Source organism: Streptosporangium sp. NPDC051022, from assembly GCF_040683035.1.
GTDB lineage: Bacteria > Actinomycetota > Actinomycetes > Streptosporangiales > Streptosporangiaceae > Streptosporangium.
This window is the reverse complement of the sequence record NZ_JBFBCF010000014.1, coordinates 39,611-55,697: the sequence shown is the minus strand read 5'-3', so window position 1 is coordinate 55,697 and position 16,087 is coordinate 39,611. Positions and strand designations below refer to the sequence as shown.

Annotated in this window: 19 protein-coding genes; 9 read left to right on the top strand and 10 right to left on the bottom strand. The window is 71.2% G+C overall.

The features are described from left to right. Positions 1–30: 30 nt before the first annotated feature. Positions 31–438, top strand: a complete 408-nt coding sequence (locus AB0N02_RS22860) for an ATP-binding protein (protein WP_363949864.1) — start codon at positions 31–33, stop codon at positions 436–438. An 8-nt stretch (positions 439–446) separates the two neighbouring features. Here the strand turns inward: AB0N02_RS22860 and map are convergent, their stop codons facing one another. Next, entirely contained in the window at positions 447–1,295 is an 849-nt protein-coding gene (gene map / locus AB0N02_RS22855; protein WP_363949861.1) for a type I methionyl aminopeptidase, read from the bottom strand. 45 nt (positions 1,296–1,340) lie between these two features. On the opposite strand from map, the gene AB0N02_RS22850 reads away from it, so the two are divergent. After that, positions 1,341–1,520 (top strand): hypothetical protein, encoded by a 180-nt coding sequence (locus AB0N02_RS22850; protein ID WP_363949859.1) that lies wholly within the window; start codon positions 1,341–1,343, stop codon positions 1,518–1,520. Positions 1,521–1,538: 18 nt separating this feature from the next. Here AB0N02_RS22850 and AB0N02_RS22845 read toward each other — a convergent pair whose 3' ends face one another. Then, positions 1,539–2,198, bottom strand: coding sequence for a cyclase family protein (locus AB0N02_RS22845; protein ID WP_363949856.1), 660 nt, complete (start codon positions 2,196–2,198; stop codon positions 1,539–1,541). Further along, positions 2,195–2,464, bottom strand: coding sequence for a hypothetical protein (locus tag AB0N02_RS22840; protein WP_363949853.1), 270 nt, complete (start codon positions 2,462–2,464; stop codon positions 2,195–2,197). Before AB0N02_RS22840 ends, AB0N02_RS22845 begins: the two co-directional genes overlap by 4 nt. A 103-nt stretch (positions 2,465–2,567) precedes the next feature. Between AB0N02_RS22840 and AB0N02_RS22835 the strand changes: the two genes are divergently transcribed. Next, entirely contained in the window at positions 2,568–3,509 is a 942-nt protein-coding gene (locus tag AB0N02_RS22835) for a LysR substrate-binding domain-containing protein (protein ID WP_363949851.1), read from the top strand. Between the two features lie 62 nt (positions 3,510–3,571). Here AB0N02_RS22835 and AB0N02_RS22830 read toward each other — a convergent pair whose 3' ends face one another. After that, the gene (locus AB0N02_RS22830) at positions 3,572–4,150 is read right to left on the bottom strand and encodes a hypothetical protein (RefSeq protein ID WP_363949848.1); all 579 of its coding nucleotides are present in this window, start codon (positions 4,148–4,150) and stop codon (positions 3,572–3,574) included. A 125-nt stretch (positions 4,151–4,275) separates the two neighbouring features. Here AB0N02_RS22830 and npdG point away from each other — a divergent pair, with 125 nt between their 5' ends. Continuing rightward, positions 4,276–4,941: an NADPH-dependent F420 reductase gene (npdG, locus tag AB0N02_RS22825; protein WP_363949846.1), complete on the top strand. Its 666-nt coding sequence runs from the start codon at positions 4,276–4,278 to the stop codon at positions 4,939–4,941. A 15-nt stretch (positions 4,942–4,956) separates the two neighbouring features. Here the strand turns inward: npdG and AB0N02_RS22820 are convergent, their stop codons facing one another. From AB0N02_RS22820 to AB0N02_RS22805, 4 genes are read right to left on the bottom strand one after another with little or no spacing between them, the layout of a single operon-like run. Beyond that, positions 4,957–5,562, bottom strand: coding sequence for a response regulator transcription factor (locus AB0N02_RS22820; RefSeq protein WP_363949843.1), 606 nt, complete (start codon positions 5,560–5,562; stop codon positions 4,957–4,959). Next, a complete protein-coding gene (locus AB0N02_RS22815) occupies positions 5,559–6,662 on the bottom strand; it encodes a histidine kinase (protein WP_363949840.1) in 1,104 nt (367 codons plus the stop codon). The genes AB0N02_RS22820 and AB0N02_RS22815 overlap by 4 nt, the downstream gene beginning before the upstream one ends. A 29-nt stretch (positions 6,663–6,691) precedes the next feature. Next, positions 6,692–7,471: an ABC transporter permease gene (locus AB0N02_RS22810; protein WP_363949837.1), complete on the bottom strand. Its 780-nt coding sequence runs from the start codon at positions 7,469–7,471 to the stop codon at positions 6,692–6,694. Then, positions 7,468–8,412, bottom strand: coding sequence for an ABC transporter ATP-binding protein (locus tag AB0N02_RS22805; RefSeq protein ID WP_363949834.1), 945 nt, complete (start codon positions 8,410–8,412; stop codon positions 7,468–7,470). The genes AB0N02_RS22810 and AB0N02_RS22805 overlap by 4 nt, the downstream gene beginning before the upstream one ends. A gap of 151 nt (positions 8,413–8,563) precedes the next feature. Here AB0N02_RS22805 and AB0N02_RS22800 point away from each other — a divergent pair, with 151 nt between their 5' ends. Next, positions 8,564–9,736, top strand: coding sequence for an aminotransferase class I/II-fold pyridoxal phosphate-dependent enzyme (locus tag AB0N02_RS22800; RefSeq protein WP_363949832.1), 1,173 nt, complete (start codon positions 8,564–8,566; stop codon positions 9,734–9,736). A 75-nt stretch (positions 9,737–9,811) separates the two neighbouring features. Next, on the top strand, positions 9,812–10,819 hold the full coding sequence (locus AB0N02_RS22795) for a DUF2278 family protein (RefSeq protein ID WP_363949830.1): 1,008 nt from the start codon (positions 9,812–9,814) through the stop codon (positions 10,817–10,819). Positions 10,820–10,893: 74 nt separating this feature from the next. Here AB0N02_RS22795 and panB read toward each other — a convergent pair whose 3' ends face one another. Continuing rightward, positions 10,894–11,751 carry a 3-methyl-2-oxobutanoate hydroxymethyltransferase gene (panB, locus tag AB0N02_RS22790; RefSeq protein WP_363949827.1) on the bottom strand — a complete coding sequence of 286 codons (858 nt, stop codon included), beginning with the start codon at positions 11,749–11,751 and terminating at the stop codon, positions 10,894–10,896. A gap of 163 nt (positions 11,752–11,914) precedes the next feature. Here panB and AB0N02_RS22785 point away from each other — a divergent pair, with 163 nt between their 5' ends. From AB0N02_RS22785 to AB0N02_RS22775, 3 genes are all read left to right on the top strand, one after another. After that, positions 11,915–13,111 carry an MFS transporter gene (locus AB0N02_RS22785; RefSeq protein ID WP_363949824.1) on the top strand — a complete coding sequence of 399 codons (1,197 nt, stop codon included), beginning with the start codon at positions 11,915–11,917 and terminating at the stop codon, positions 13,109–13,111. 106 nt (positions 13,112–13,217) lie between these two features. Beyond that, positions 13,218–14,780 (top strand): MFS transporter, encoded by a 1,563-nt coding sequence (locus AB0N02_RS22780; RefSeq protein ID WP_363949821.1) that lies wholly within the window; start codon positions 13,218–13,220, stop codon positions 14,778–14,780. Between the two features lie 7 nt (positions 14,781–14,787). Then, positions 14,788–15,402: a TetR/AcrR family transcriptional regulator gene (locus AB0N02_RS22775; protein WP_363949818.1), complete on the top strand. Its 615-nt coding sequence runs from the start codon at positions 14,788–14,790 to the stop codon at positions 15,400–15,402. Positions 15,403–15,594: 192 nt separating this feature from the next. On the opposite strand, the gene AB0N02_RS22770 is transcribed toward AB0N02_RS22775, so the two are convergent. Further along, positions 15,595–15,810, bottom strand: coding sequence for a DUF1918 domain-containing protein (locus AB0N02_RS22770; protein ID WP_363949816.1), 216 nt, complete (start codon positions 15,808–15,810; stop codon positions 15,595–15,597). Positions 15,811–16,087 lie beyond the last annotated feature (277 nt).

The window sequence follows — 16,087 nt, the reverse complement described above, 5'->3', positions numbered from 1 at the left end:
TGACTGCCATCGTGGCAGGAGGGGTGAGCAGTGACCAAAGAACTGGACATGCGTGCGGGTCTGAGCCTTGCCCAAGCCCTTGAGGAGCATCTGGCCGAGTGGGCCGAGAGCACCGGGATCACCGTCGAGATCTGGGCGCTGCCCGGCCGTGACGTGCCCGTCCGGATCGCCAGGGCGGTCCTGGCCACCCTGGGGGAGGCGCTGTCCAACGTCGAACGGCACAGCCGGGCGCGCGTGGTCTCCGTCGCCGTCACCCTGGGGTCCGCCGGCCTGCGCATGACGGTCAGCGACAACGGGATCGGCTTCGCCGGCCCGGTCACGGGCCGGGGCGTCACCGTCATGCGCACCCACTTCACCGAGGTCGGCGGCACGCTCAGCGTCAACGGCGTCCCCGGCGAGGGGACCACCGTCACCGGGGTGGTGCCCCGCAACGGCTAGCGGGTCCGTCAGGGAAGCGTCAGGATCTCGTGGCCGGTCTCGGTGACCAGGATCGTGTGCTCGAACTGGGCGGTCCGCCTGCGGTCCTTGGTCACCGCGGTCCAGCCGTCGGGCCAGATGTCGTATTCGATCGTGCCGAGCGTCAGCATGGGCTCGATGGTGAACGTCATGCCGGGCTCCAGCGTGACCGCCAGCGACGGGTCGTCGTAGTGCGGGACGATGAGGCCGGAGTGGAACGTGGTGCCGATGCCGTGACCGGTGAAGTCGCGGACCACGCCGTAACCGAACCGCTTGGCGTAGGCCTCGATGACGCGGCCGGCCACGTTGAGCTGGCGGCCCGGCGCGATCGCCTTGATGGCCCGGTTGGTCGCCTCGCGGGTGCGCTCGACCAGCAGGCGTGACTCCTCGTCCACGTCGCCGACCAGGAAGGTGGCGTCGGTGTCCCCGTGCACCCCGCCGATGAAGGCGGTGATGTCCACGTTGACGATGTCGCCGTCACGCAGCACGGTGTCGTCCGGGATGCCGTGGCAGATCACCTCGTTGATCGAGGTGCACAGCGACTTGGGATAGCCCCGGTAGCCCAGCGTGCTGGGGTAGGCCCCGTGGTCGCAGAGGAACTCGTGGCCGATCCGGTCGAGCTCGTCGGTCGTGACGCCGGGCGCCACGTGCCTGCCGACCTCCTCCAGCGCCTGGGCGGCGAGCTTGCCCGCGACCCGCATGCGCTCGATGATCTCGGGCGTCTTGACGTCGGGCTCCCCGGTCTTCGGGGATTTCTTCCCGACGTACTCCGGCCGCTCGATGTGGGCGGGAACCTTGCGAATGGGCGAGATCCGCCCGGGCTGGAGCACTGTCGTCATGGTCCCCCAGTCTAGTTGTGCTTCTCACTGGGCAGGATTGATCGCATGAGCGATCAATGGTGGTTCTGCCTGAAGCACATGCGGGTCGAGCCGGAAGAGGGCTGCCCGAACAAGGACCGGATGGGCCCCTACGAGACCCAGGAGGCCGCGGCCAACGCGCTGAAGACCGCGGCCGAGCGCAACGAGGCCTGGCGCGAGGAGGACAGGGCCTGGAACGACGACTGAGGCCGGCGGCGTCGCGGATCAGCCGTCCAGGACCGCGTAGGCGCGGACCGGGAAGGTGCCCATGCCCTTGACCATCAGGGGAGCGGCGTGGAGGCGGAACCCGGTCTCGGGGAGCGCCGCCAGGCCGGTCATGTGCTCCACGATCGGGATCCCCGCGCCGAGGAGCAGCGTGTGCGCGGGGCGCTCGCCGTGCGGCGGGATGTCGTCGATGTTCAGCGAGTCGATCCCGACGAGGGCCGCCCCCCGCTCCACGAGCCACTCGGCCGCCGCCGGTTCGAGGTAGGGGTGGCCGTGGAGGTAGGCGTCGGTGCCGAAGTGCCGGTCCCAGCCGGTCTGGACGAGCACGGCCCGCCCGCGCACGTCGTGTCCGGCGAACCTGTCCGGTCCCACGGAGCGCGCTCCCTCGGCCCGCACGACCAGGCCGGGCAGGTCGGTGACCGCCTCCAGTGGCATCTCGGACAGGTCGGGGCCGTCCGGGTAGCGGTGGTAGGGGGTGTCGAGGTAGGTGCCGGTGTTGGCGACCAGCTCGATGCTGCCGATGTGGAACTCGGTGCCGGGCGCGTAGAGCTCACGTGAGGCCTCCCGGCTCAGGTGCACTCCGAGCCGGGGGCCGGGGACGCCGGGGTAGGTACGCATTCCCTCGACGATGCGGTGGCTCAGTTCGATCAGCCGGGTCACGGGACGTTCACCCTTTTCCTTCTGTTCCGGGCCACGATCAATCTCGTGACGGCGATGAGACCGATCACGCCCCAGACGACGTTGAGGATCGCCGAGGGCCAGGCGGAGTGAAAGGCCGTATTGATCATCAGGGCGATCGCCCCGACAAGGTTGATGCTCTGGTATGGCATGCCGTCCCCCGCCATCCGGGAGGTGGAGACCATGGCGTAGCCGTACAGCATGATCCCGGCGCCGCCCCAGCCGAGCAGGTCGACGAAGAGGGACACCGGATCACGCCCCGGTCCGGGAGATGCTCATGTCTCTATGATCCCGACCAGCCTCGATGAAGTGCAAATAAAGTCTTCTAAAGAGGTGCGTAAGCTGAGCTGTATGGAAATCGACCCCCGGCGGCTGCTGGTGCTTCACGAGGTCGCGCGCCGCGGCGGTGTCATGCGTGCGGCCGAGGCCCTTCACCTGACCGCCTCGGCGGTCTCCCAGCAGCTCGCCCAGCTGGAGCGGGAGGTCGGCCTCGCGCTCATCGACCGGTCCCAGCGCCGGGTCGCCCTCACCCCCGAGGGCCGGGTGCTCGCGGGGTACGCCGAGCGGATCGACGAGGAGCTCACCGAGGCCAAGAGGGAGCTGACCCGCTTCACCGAGCGGCTGGCCGGGCCGGTCTCGATCGCCGCCTTCCCCACGGCCATCCGGCACCTGGTGCTGCCCGCGCTGGCGACGCTGGCCGAGCGCCACCCCCGGATCGAGCCGAGCGTCCGCGAGCTGTACGGACCGTCCGCGCTCCACGAGCTCAGGCTCGGCGGGGTCGATCTGGCCATCACCGAGCAGGACGCGGACAAACCCGTCCCCGCGCAGCCCTCGATCGTCTTCCATCCCCTCCACGTGGACGAGTACCGCATCGTGGCGCCCCCCGGCTGGGCGAACGTCCCGCGCGACGGCGCGGACCTGGGCCGGGTGCCCTGGATCGCCGGGCCGCCCGACCAGCCCTGCGGGCACGCGCTGGAGCGGCTGGCCGCCCTGCACGGCTTCGCTCCGCGCCGGGTCCACGTGATCGAGGAGTTTCCGCCCACTCTCGCCCTGGTGGCGGCGGGGCACGGGATGGCGATCGTGCCGGCGCTGGCCCTGCTGGAGATCGGCGCCGGTGAGGTGGTCGTCACCGACATCCCCAACGTGGGAGCCCGCAGTCTCACCGCGGTGACCCGCGTCAGCCGTACCCGGTCGGGAGAGCCGGGCCCGGTGCAGGCCGTGGTCGTCGCCGCGCTCAGGGAGGCGGCGGCGGGTCTCGCGGCGCCGCTCGGGGAGCGCCGCGAGATCCGCTGACGGCGGGACCGCCCGGGGGAGCGCCCGGTGACGGGCGGGGCGGGGCGGGCGGGGGCGGTCGCTCAGTCGGGGACCCGCGGGCCGCTGACCCGGTCCAGCAGCCTGGCCAGGCGGTCGCGCAGGCCGGGGCGCCGGTCGGTCTCGCCCGCGGCCAGGCTGATCAGATGCTGGGCGCCGTCGAAGGAAAGCGGCCCGAGCCGGGGGATCGCCAGCGCGTCGTGGGCCAGGCCCTCGAGCTCGGGATCGCCGCCGTCCAGCGCCAGGACGGTCGCCCCGACACGCCGGGCGTCGCCGACCCGCTCCAGCAGGGGAACGGGGGCCTGCTCCTCGGTCACGACGAACAGCGTCTCGCCCCGCCTGGCCTGCTCGATCCGCTCCAGGCCGACGCGCAGGTGCGCGGGCGCGTCGGGGGCGGGGGCCCAGCGGACCAGCGTCGGGGCGAGCTGGGGCAGCCCGGTGAGCCGGGCCTCGTCGCTCAGATGCGCGGTCAGATGCCAGGGCTCTTCCTGCGGGGTGCCGACGACCAGCAGTCCTCCGGGCGACCGGGTCGCGCGCAGGGCGAGGCCGAACTCACGGGTGCGCTCGATCCAGCCGGTCGAGGCCAGGATCTCGCGCAGAATTGCCACCGACCGAGCGTCCATGCCCTCCATGGTGCCCCCGGTCACCCCGAGATGACCCGCCGAACGCGCCCCTGGCATCATCTGGACAGGTACAACGGGCCGATCGAGTCCGGCCATGAACGGCAGACGATGACAGGGAGCGATCAGTGAGCACTGACATTCCGGACGTAAGTGGAATCTCGATCGGCATCCTGGGCGGTACCGGTGACCAGGGCAAGGGCCTGGCCCGGAGGTTCGCCCTCGCCGGAAACCCGGTGCTGATCGGTTCGCGCAGCGCCGAGCGCGCGCAGGAGGCGGCGGCGAGCATCGGCGGGACGGTCCGCGGCGCGGACAACGCGACCGTGGCGGCGGAGGCCGACGTGGTGATCGTCGCGATCCCGTGGGACGGTCACAGGGCCACCCTGGAGTCGCTGCGGACCGAGCTGGCCGGGAAGATCGTCATCGACTGCGTCAACCCGCTGGGCTTCGACAAGCAGGGCGCCTACGCGCTGCCCGTCGAGGAGGGCAGCGCCGCCCAGCAGGCCGCGGCGGTCCTGCCCGACAGCCGGGTCGTCGCCGCCTTCCACCACGTCTCCGCCGTCCTGCTGCTGGACCCCGAGGTCGACAAGGTCGACCTGGACGTGCTCGTCCTGGGTGACGACCGCGAGGCCACCGACACCGTGCAGGCGCTGGCCGGCCGGATCGCGGGCGTCCGCGGCGTGTACGGCGGCCGCCTGCGCAACGCCCACCAGGTCGAGGCGCTGACCGCCAACCTCATCTCCGTCAACCGCCGCTACAAGGCCCACGCCGGCTTCCGCGTCACCGACATCTGAGGTACGGTCCCGGCGTCAGATCCAGCCCGCGTCCTGCGCGATCCGGATGGCGTCGATCTTGTTGCGGGCACCGGTCTTGGTGATCGCCCCGGTCAGATAGTTGCGGACCGTCCCGGGCGACAGGTGCAGCCGCGCGGCGATCTCCTCCGCCGGGGCACCCCGCGCGGCCTCCCTGAGCACGGTGGCCTCGCGGGGGGTCAGCGGGCTCCTGCCGTGCTCGATGGCGGCGGCGACCAGCTCCGGATCCAGCACCCGCAGGCCCTGGGCGGTGCGCCGGATCGCGTCGGCCAGGCGGTCGCCGGGGGCGTCCTTGACCAGGAACGCCTCGATGCCCTCCCCCAGCGCCCTGCGCACCTGGCCCGGCTGGCCCATCGCGGTGAGCACCAGCACGCGGCAGCCGGGCAGGCGCTCGCGCAGCTCGACGGAGGCGGTGATGCCGTCGACGCCGGGCAGCTCGATGTCCAGTACCGCGACGTCGGGGCGGGTCCGCAGCGCCGCGGCGAGGATCTCGTCGCCCCGGGTGACCTCGGCGACCACGTCGATGTCGGGCTCCAGCCGCAGCAGCGCGACGAGCGCGGCCCTGATCATGTGCATGTCCTCGGCGAGCAGTACTTTGATCACGCGGGCACCTCGACCGCGAGCCGGAAACCGCCGCCGTCGGTCCGCTCCGCGCTGATCGTGCCCCCCAGGCCGACCGTCCGCTCCCGCAGGCCGGTCAGCCCGTTGCCGTCCGCCGCGCTCCTGCGGGCGCGGTCGTTGACCAGCTCCAGCCGTACGGTGCCCTCGCGCACCGAGGTGCTGATCGAGCAGGTCGTCGCCTGGCTGTGCCGTACCACGTTGGTGATCCCCTCGCGCACCGCCCAGGCGAGCGCCTCGTCGACGGGGCGGGGCACCGTGAGGTCGGCGAGGTTGGTCTGGCAGCTCACCCCCGAGGCCTCCAGCAGCGCGACCGCCCGGTGCACCTCCTCGGCCAGCGACATCTCCCGGTAGCCCCTGGCCACCTGCCGCACCTCCTGCGCCGCGTCCCTGGCCACCTCGATCAGCTCCGACAGCTCCGTCTTCGCCGCGCCGGGGTCGCCCTCGACGAGCCTGCGCGCGAGGTCGCCCTTGAGCGCGATGGCGGTCAGGTTGCTGCCCAGGCCGTCGTGCAGGTCGCGGGAGATCCGCAGCCGCTCCCGCAGCACCGCCGCCTCGGCCAGCTCCGTCCGGGCCTGCGCCAGCTCGCGGCTGACGACGACCAGCCGGGCCACCCCGTAGATCACGAAACCGGTGACGAAGAGCGTGATGACGTGGTAGAAAGCGCCCCCCAGCCGGTACTCCGCGGATGAGGCCGACCAGATGAAGGCGAAGTCGGCCACCGCCATCGGGACCAGGCAGCCCAGGGCCAGCGGCGGCCGCAGGCGCAGGAGCACCGAGCCGAGCAGGATGGTCGGCACGCCCGCCCACCAGCCTTTGAGGTCGTCCGGCAGGATCACGAGGGGCAGGTAGGTGGCGAGGGCCTGGACCGCGAGCAGGACGCTCGGGCCGCCGGGCTCCGCGCCGCGCAGGGCGGCGCGGACGTTCAGGAAGTGGGGGACGAAGAAGCCGGGGAGCCCGACGGCGAGCACGGCGATCCCGGGCGGGCCGCCGTACCGGGCGAGGGCGAACACCGGAAAGATCATGAAGCCCACGGAGATCACCGCGATCACGCCGACGGCCAGGCGCTGGGGGGTTATCCGCATATCAGGGAACATACGACATGTCGGGAAATCTAGGATTTCCGGCTTTCCCAGCGGAACCAGCGCACGGTCGCGAACAGGCCGACCGCCGCCCAGACCGCCAGCTTCAGCGCCGGTACGGCCACCGCCCGCAGGTCACCGGCCAGGCCGCCGTTCCCCGTGTAGGCCACGCGGGCCGCCTCCACCAGGGCGCTGCCGGGCAGCAGGCCGAGGATCGCGGTCACCCACCCGGGCAGGAACTGCAGGAGCGGGCCGAAACCGCCCGCGCCGATCCCCGTCAGGAGGAAGAACGGCATGGCCATCGGGGCGGCGAGCTCGCTGCGCGGCACGGCTGCGGTGAACGCCGCGCCGAGCAGGCACATCACGGCGGCGCACGCCACCACGGACACCGCGTACAGCAGCGGGTTCCCCGGCACCGGAAGGTCCGTCAGCGTGTACAGCGCCACCGAGACCACGGCGGTCAGCGCCGTGCTCTGCAGGACGAGGTTGAGGATCTCGCCGCCGAGGATGTCGCGGTCGCCCAGCCCGGTGGCCCGCATCCGCTTGAGCAGGAGCTGGTCGCGGCGGGCGGTGAGGGTGAGCACGATCTGCTGGAACGTCGCGACGGTGAGGACCGTCGCCAGCACCCCCAGGTGCGTGTCCAGCACGACCCCCGGCTGCACCGACGCCACCAGCCGGTCCATCATGAACGGGAGCCCGATGCCCAGGCCGAGGAACAGCGCGACGGACGTGGTCAACGCGGCGCGGTCCCGCCAGAACAGGCCGCTGTTGAACCGGGTCACGACCGCCAGGTCGCGCGTGGACACGGTCACACCATCTCCTTGTGGCCGTTGTGGCCGTTGTGGCCGTTGTGGTCGTTGCGGGTTCCGTCGCCGGAGGCGAGGTCCAGGAACAGGTCTTCGAGCGTCGCCGTACGGACCTCCAGGCCGCGCAGGCGCAGACCGCGCTCTCCGGCCCAGCTCAGCAGGGCCTGGGCGGCGAGGTCGGGGTCGGCGACGCGGTACACGACGGTGCCGCCCTCCACGGTGGCGCCGGGGACCGGCAGCTCCCCGAGGGTGACCGAGGGGGGAAGCTCGAAGGCGATCCGGCCCGTCTGGGCGGCCAGGGTCTCGGCCATGCCGCCGCCCGTGACGACCACCCCCTGGTCCATGATCGCCATGCTGGAGGCCAGCCGCTGGGCCTCCTCCAGGTAGTGCGTGGTGAGCAGGATCGTGGTGCCCTGCCCGGCCAGGCCCAGGATGATCTCCCAGGTGTTCCTGCGGCCCTCCGGATCCATCCCGGTGGTCGGCTCGTCGAGGAAGAGCACGTCCGGCCTGCTCAGGATGGCCAGGGCCAGGTCGAGGCGGCGCTTCTCCCCGCCCGACAGCTGCCGCACCCGGGTTCCGGCCCGCTCCCGCAGCCCGGTCAGCTCCAGCGCCTCGTCGCGCGGCCTGGGAGCGGCGACGAAGTCCCGCCAGGCGTCCACGGTCCGCGCCACGGTCAGGTCGGGGAAGAACCCCGCCTCCTGCAACATGACGCCGACGCTCCGGCGCACCCGGGTCCGGTCCTCGACCGGGTCGAGCCCGAGCACGCGTACCGTGCCCGCGTCCGGGGCCTGGAAGCCCGCGAGCACCTCCATCGTCGTGGTCTTGCCCGCCCCGTTGCGACCGAGCAGGGCGAAGATCTCCCCCTGGGAGACCTTGAACGAGACGCCCCTGACGGCCGCGAAGTCCCCGTAGCTCTTGTGGAGCCCGTCCACCAGAATCGCTGTCATGTCTTCGAGCATGAAGACCCGTCGCCCGCGTGGACAGTGAGGAATTCACGACATCGCCCGTGAGGGGCTTTCCCCTCACCGTTCCGCCTGATGGACCAAACTTGTCCGGCCCGGTCTGACAAGGATTCGGTGAACCGGACATTCTTGACGCATGACTGAACTTCGCCCCGAGACTCGAACGGTTCACCTTCCCCGGCCCCCGCTGAACGGCAGCCGCCCGATCGCGGTGCCGATCTACCAGACCTCGGGTTTCGTCTTCGACGACCCCTCCGTCTTCGCCGACGGGATGGGACGCCCCGACGGCCCCTTCGTGTACGGCAGGCTGTCGAACCCGACCGTCCGCTCCCTGGAGGAGGCCGTCGCCGGGCTGGAGGGCGGCGTGGGCGCGGTCGCCACCGCCTCCGGCATGGGGGCGATCAACTCCGTGCTGCTCGGCCTGCTCAAGCCCGGCGACCACATGATCGCGCAGAAGCCCCTCTACGGCGGCACCGCGGCGATGATCAACGACCTGGCCGAGCGGTTCCAGATCGAGGTCTCCTACGTCCCCGAGGACGACCCGGAGGCGCTGCGGGCGGCCGTACGCCCCCAGAGCAGGCTGGTCTACCTGGAGACCATCGCGAACCCGGTCACCCAGGTCGCCGACCTGCCCGGGATGTGCGCCGTGGCCCGTGAGGCGGGGCTGGTCTCCGTGGTGGACAACACCTTCGCCTCGCCGATCCTGTGCCGTCCGCTGGAGCACGGGGCCGACATCGTGGTCCACTCCACCACCAAGTATCTGAGCGGTCACACCGACGTGCTCGGCGGCATCGCGGTCTTCGCCTCGGACACGCTCTACCGCAAGGTGTGGCACTTCGCGATCGAGCTGGGCGCCACCGCCGACCCGTTCGCGGCCTGGCTCACCCTGCGCGGCATCCAGACCCTGCCGCTGCGCATGGAGCGTCACTGCTTCAACACCCGCGAACTGGCCCTGCGCCTGGACAACCACCCCGAGGTCTCCGCCGTGCACTGGCCCGGCCTGCCCTCGCACCCCTCGCACCTGCTGGCCAAGAAACTGCTGCCGGACTTCGGCGGGGTCTTCTCCTTCGACCTCGTCGGCGGCCGGGCGGCGGGCGAGAGGTTCATGAGCTCGGTACGGCTCGCCCTGCTGGCCCCGTCGCTGGGCGGCGTCGAGACGCTCGTCCTGCACCCGGCGACCACCTCCCACCGCTCGCTGACGGCCGAGGAACTCGCCCGGCACGGGATCGGCGAGGGCACGATACGGGTCGCGGTGGGCATCGAGCATATAGAGGATCTTTGGGCGGATTTCTCCCAGGCGCTTTCGTGACTTTTCGCGAGGTGTCACTGTGTACCCGGAAAGCGAGTGCAGTCCGGGAAATTGGTCTCCGCGGAAGGTAGATCGATGCCGCTGAAGAGCTACGGGGTCCTCGCGGGCAGAGCCGTCGACCGGCGGCGCGAGGGCGGAACCGACAGCCCGCACTACCAGATCCACCTCGTCGACACGGCGGGAACCTCCTACCGGGTCGCGGTCAACGTCATGTCCCAGCAGGCCCCCTCCGACCTGCTCCAACTCGCGGACGAGGACTTCCGGCACCCGCTCACGGAGGCCCTCCCACAGGCCGCCACGGGCTGGGCGGCGCTGCCGTCCCGTCCCGGCGGCGCGGCCCTCGACTACGTCCGGGGCAACCTGTTCGACCCGGCGGCCGTGCGCCCGCTCCCGCCCGACCTGCCGGGCGTCGACAACGACCTGGCGGACAGGCTCGACCACTACGTCCAGCGGGCGATCGCCGACCCCACCGCGGTCGTCTACGCCTTCGGCGAGCGCTGGGGCCCGGAATCCGGCGTCCCCGACAAGATCTTCGGATTCCGGCCGGGCAACGGCGTCCACGACATCCATATGAACCAGGGCAACTCCGGGCGTTTCCGGGGCGACGACGGCGTGTGGCAGGACGGTGGCCTGCTCCTGCACTTCCCCGCCGAGCCGCGCTGGATCGCGATCTTCCTGGCCTTCCAGTCCCAGGCCTGGCACACCGACGACATCACGGGGCACACTCTGGACGGCGCCCCGGCCAGGCCCGGCACGGGTGAGGAGCCGGTCCGCGTCGTCGCCGCGCTCGTCAACCCGGTGGGGCCCGCGCCGGAGCGCGAGGTCGTCACCCTGCTCAACGCCTCCCCGCGGCCGGTCGACCTCGCCGGATGGCGGCTCGCCGACCGGGGCAAGAGCACCTTCTCCCTGCCCGCCGGCCCGCTGGCCCCCGGGGCGCTCCTGCAGGTCGCCACCGCCGCCCCGTTCGCCCTCGGTAACGGCGGGGGCACGATCACCCTGCTCGACGCCGCCGGGCTCAAGGTCCACGGTGTCGCCTACACCGCGGCCCAGGCGGCCAGGGAGGGGTGGACGGTCACCTTCTGAGCCCCGGCCGAACCCGGCTCCGAGCCCCGCCGGCCGGTCCCGATCCGCTGGGCGGTACCGGCCGGCGGGTCCGCTCAGCGGTAGCTGTGCTCGACGGTGGGGAAGGCGCCGTTGGTCACCTCGTCGGCGTAGGCGCGGATCGCCCTGCCCATCTCCCCGGCGAGGTCGGAGTACTTCTTGACGAACTTGGCGGGGTTGGGGGTCAGGCCCATCAGGTCCTGCCAGACGAGGACCTGGGCGTCGGTCGAGGGGCCCGCGCCGATGCCCACCGTGGGGATGGACAGCGAGGCCGTGACCCGCTCGGCGAGGTCGGCGGGCACGCACTCCAGGACCACCGCGAAGGCCCCGGCGTACTCCAGGTCCTTGGCGTCCGCCATCAGCTCGTCGCCCGACTGGCCGCGACCCTGCACCCGGTATCCGCCGAAGGCGTTGACCGACTGGGGGGTCAGGCCCAGGTGGGCCATGACGGGGATGCCCGCCGAGACCAGGGTCTCGACCTGGGGGAGGACCCGGCGGCCGCCCTCCAGCTTGATCGCGTGCGCGCCCGCCTCCTTCATGAAGCGGGCGGCCGTCTCCAGCGCCTGCTGGGGCGAGGCCTGGTAGGAGCCGAACGGCAGGTCGGCGACCACCATCGCGCGTGAGGAGCCGCGCACGACGGCCGCCGTCAGAGGCATGAGGTCGTCCACGGAGACCGGCAGCGTCGAGTCGTAGCCGTACACGACCATGGCGGCGGAGTCGCCGACGAGCAGCACCGGGATGCCTGCCTCGTCGAAGACCCTCGCGGTCATCGCGTCGTACGCGGTGACCATCGGCCACTTCTCGCCGCGCTCCTTGGCGGCGGCGATGTCGCGGACGGTGACCCTTCGTCCGGCCTGGCCGCCGTAGAGAGCGGTCGGCGGGCCGGTGACGGAAGAGGACACGGAAGAGGACATGTGGAGCCTCCAGCAGAAGTCTCGAGGCGTCCCTGTGACGTCCCCGGACGGTTCCGATGATTGCACGCCTGCGGCTTGTTTAAACACCCCTTCCACCACAGGTAATCCGGTGGTGGCCGTGTCGGTGCCATACGACACAATACGGAGGGAGGTAAGTAATAAAATGGCAATGGAGCCTTACCGTCGTCTGCTGTCCATCCCCGGTGTGCGGTCGTTGTTGCTGGTGGGAATGGTCGCCCGGATCCCCGCGACCGCGACCGGGATCACGCTGACGCTTCACGTGGTCGGCGGTCTCGGCCTCGGGTTCGCCCAGGCGGGCATGGCGGGTATGGCGAGCACGGTGGGCATGGCCGTCGGGGCGCCGTTGGCGGGCCGGCTCGTGGACAAGCACGGTCTGCGGCCCGTGCTCGTGGTGACCACTCTGGCGCAGTTCGCGTTCTGGACGACGGCCTGGGCGCTGCCGTTCCCCGCGCTGCTCCTGGCCGCGGTGCTGGCGGGACTCCTCAGCCTGCCGGTGTTCAGCGTGATCAGGCAGTGTCTGACCGCGCTGGTCCCGGTCGAGCAGCGCAGGATGGGCTTCTCCCTCGACTCGATGCTCGTCGAGGTCTCCTACATGACCGGCCCGGCCCTCGGGGTGGCGGGCGTCACCCTGCTGGGCAGTACGTGGACGATGTGCGTCGTCGCGCTCGGCCTCGTCGGCTCGGGCACGGCGCTGCTCGTGCTGAACCCGCCCCTGCGCTCGGCCGAGGAGCTTGAGGCGCCCGCGGAGAAGGTGTCGCGGCGCCAGTGGCTGACCCCCGGGCTGGTCACCCTGCTCGGCACCGTGACCGCGGCGACCTTCGTGCTCACCGCGACGGAGCTGTCGCTGGTGGCTTCCATGAAGCAGGCGGGCGACACCGCGTGGACGGGCCTGGCGATCGGCATCTGGTGCGCCTACTCGCTGGTCGGCGGCTTCGTGTACGGCGGCCTGCCCCGCGGATTCTCGCCCCTGGTGCTGATCGGCATGATGGGCGCGCTCACCATCCCGGTGGGGCTGGTCGGCGGAGACTGGCGGTGGCTGATCCTGGCACTCATCCCGGCCGGGGTGCTGTGCGCCCCGGGATTGTCGGCCACGGTTGATACCTTGAGCCGTTGGGTTCCCGCGGGGGCACGCGGTGAGGCGATGGGGCTGCACGGCACGGCCCTGCTGATCGGCGGAGCGTCCTCGGCGCCCATCGCCGGAGCGCTCATCGACTCCCATGGTCCCGGCTGGACCCTGGCGGCCGTGGGGGCGGGCAGCGTGGCGATGGTGCTGATCGCGCTGCCGTTCTGGCGGCGGAACGGTGCGGCGGGGGACGGTTCCATGGTGGTTTCCGTCTGAACTGTCCGGAAATATCCGTCAAATACGAAACGTAACGGTTGCGTATCGTATGCCAGGGCGATACGGTACTGTTTCGAAACTTTTGCGTATCGAAACGGGGCCCCCAATGGAACAACAAACCGGTCACCCGAGACGGTGGCGGATCCTGGCAGTGCTGGTGTTCAGCCTGCTGGCGGTCGTGCTGGACAACACCATCCTCAACGTGGCACTGAAGACCATCGCCGACCCGGGGGAGGGGTTGGGCGCCACCCAGAGTCAGCTCGAATGGGCGATCAACTCCTACACGCTCGTCTTCGCCGGTCTGTTGTTCACCTTCGGGGTGATCGGTGACCGTACCGGCCGCAAGCGCATGCTGTTCATCGGCATGGGGCTGTTCGGCCTCGCCTCGCTGGCCAGCGCCTATGCCCAGGACCCCACGCAGCTGATCGTCGCGCGGGCGTTCATGGGCGTCGGCGGTGCCGCGATCATGCCGGCCACCCTCGCGATCATCTCCAACGTCTTCCCGCCGCAGGAGCGCGGCAAGGCGATCGGCGTCTGGGCGGCCGGCGTCGGCCTCGCCGTGGCGATCGGCCCGATCACCGGGGGCCTGCTCATCGAGCACTTCTGGTGGGGGTCGGTCTTCCTGGTCAACCTGCCGATCGTGCTGGTCAGCATGGTGCTGATCGGGCTGGTCGTGCCCGAGTCGCGAGACCCCAGGCCGTCCAAGCTCGACCCGGTCGGCGTGCTCCTGTCCATCGTCGGCCTCGTCGCGATCACCTACGGCATCATCAGGGGCGGTGAGCTGGCCACGGTCGCCAGCGCCGAGGTGCTGATCCCGTTCCTCGGGGGACTGGTGGTGCTCGCGGCCTTCGTCTGGTACGAGCGCCGCATCGACCACCCGGCCTTCGACGTCCGCTACTTCTCCAACGTCCGCTTCTCCACCGCGATCGGCATGATCGGCATCGTGTTCTTCGCGATGATGGGGGCGATGTTCTTCCTGATCTTCTACCTGCAGATCGTGCTGGGCTTCACCCCGCTGGAGTCGGGCGTGCTGATGATCCCGTTCGCCGCCGCGCAGCTCATCTTCGCCCCGCTCAGCCAGCAGCTGGTCAGCCGTTTCGGCGGCAAGGTCAGCGCCACCGTGAGCATGGTCGTCGTGGCCGCCGCGCTGGCCTCCTACGCGCTGATGGACCAGAACACCCCGATCCTGGTGATCGAGATCGTGTTCTTCGTGCAGGGAGCGGCGATGGCCACCATCATGCCGTCCGCGACCACCACGATCATGGAGTCGCTGCCCAGGGAGAAGGCAGGGGTCGGCTCGGCCATGAGCAACACCGTGCGCCAGGTCGCGGGGGCCATGGGCGTCGCCCTGCTCGGCTCGCTGCTGTCGGCGACCTACCGCGACGAGATCGCCCCCGCCCTGACCGCGCTGCCCAAGCAGCTCCAGCACATCGCGGGCGAGTCCCTGACCGGCACGTTCAGCGTGGCCGAGGCGCTCGGCGCGCGCGGCGCCGCGCTGATCGCCCCCGCCAAGCACGCCTTCCTCGACGGCATGCACGTGACGGCGCTGGTCTCGGCGGCGTTCGCTCTCCTCGGCGCCCTGGTGGTGCTCAGGTGGCTGCCGGGCAAGAACGCCCCGGCCCCCGCCGTGGAGCAGCACAGTCCCGACATGGAACCGGCAGTAGTGTAGAGAGACGATGACCACCACGGATGAGACGCAGGCCGCCCGCCCGGCGGGCCGTCCTCGCAGCGCACGGGCCGAAAAGGCGATCATTGACGCGACCCTCGACCTGGTCGGTGAGGCGACCAGCCTCAGCGACCTCTCGATCGAGGCGATCGCCGCCCGGGCGGGAGTCGGTAAGACGACCATCTACCGGCGGTGGTCCAACAAGGAAGACCTGCTCGTCGACGCGATGGCCACGCTGAAGGCCCCCCTGCCCAGGCTGGGGGGCAGGCCGTTCCGCGGAGACCTGGTCGCCTGCGTCGAGGTCTTCCTGCGAGAGGCGTGCGACGCGCGGTCGCGGTGCGTGATGAACATCGCGATGAACGAGGTCGAGCGTCACCCGCGCCTGGTGGCGCGGATCCGTCAGGCGGCGATCGAGCCCCGCAGGGCGGCGCTGACCTCTCTGCTCCAGCGGGGCATCGCGTCCGGCGACCTCAGAGCCGATCTCGACGTGCCCGTCGCGCTCGCGGCGCTGATCGGCACCGCGGTGTGGTACACCCGGGGCCTGCAGCCCGGCGAGGACATGGTCACCGAGGACGTCGCCGAACAGATCGCTGACCACCTCCTGGCGGGCATGGCCCCCCGCTGAGGCGGAGGCGGCTCGGAGAGGGACGGCCTCCCGGTCTTGCGCGGAGGGGCGGAGGGGCGGCCTTCCGACCTTTCGGCCGGGCGTGGCCCCTGAGAGGCGGGGGCGGTCCGGGGCGGGGCCGTGGTGGTCCCACGCGACAGTGAGCGCCGCCGCGGTCCCGTCAGAGGACCGCGGCGGCGCTCGTGCGTCTGATCACGAGGTGGTGAGCGGGGTGTCCTTCCGGTCTCCGGCCATCACGTGCGCGTCCGGGCCGGGAAACACCATGGTCTCGTGGTCGGCGTGCTCCCAGCGCACCATGTAGGGCGGGGAGCCGTCCTCGTGGACCAATTCCACGATCACGCCGATCCGCCGGGTCTCACCGTGCTTGGTGCCCTCGACGATCAGCTTGTCTCCTACCGCTGCCTTCATTGGATTCCCCCCTTTTGCCTGGATTTCGGTGGACTACGGTCGTCGGCCGATGGCCCCATGCGACACCGCGCCGCGCCGTGCCCGAAGACCGCGCGAAGGGGGGACGTGGTCCGTTCATCACCCGTGGGATCACCGCCGACCGGCCGTTCAGCCCCCTTCCCGGCCGTCGGTGACACCTCCCTGCGGTGATACCCATCCCGGCCAGGTCATGCACGGCCACGAGGAGATGCTTCGGCCCGGTTTTCCACCGCCCCCGCACCGCCCCCGCACCGCCCGC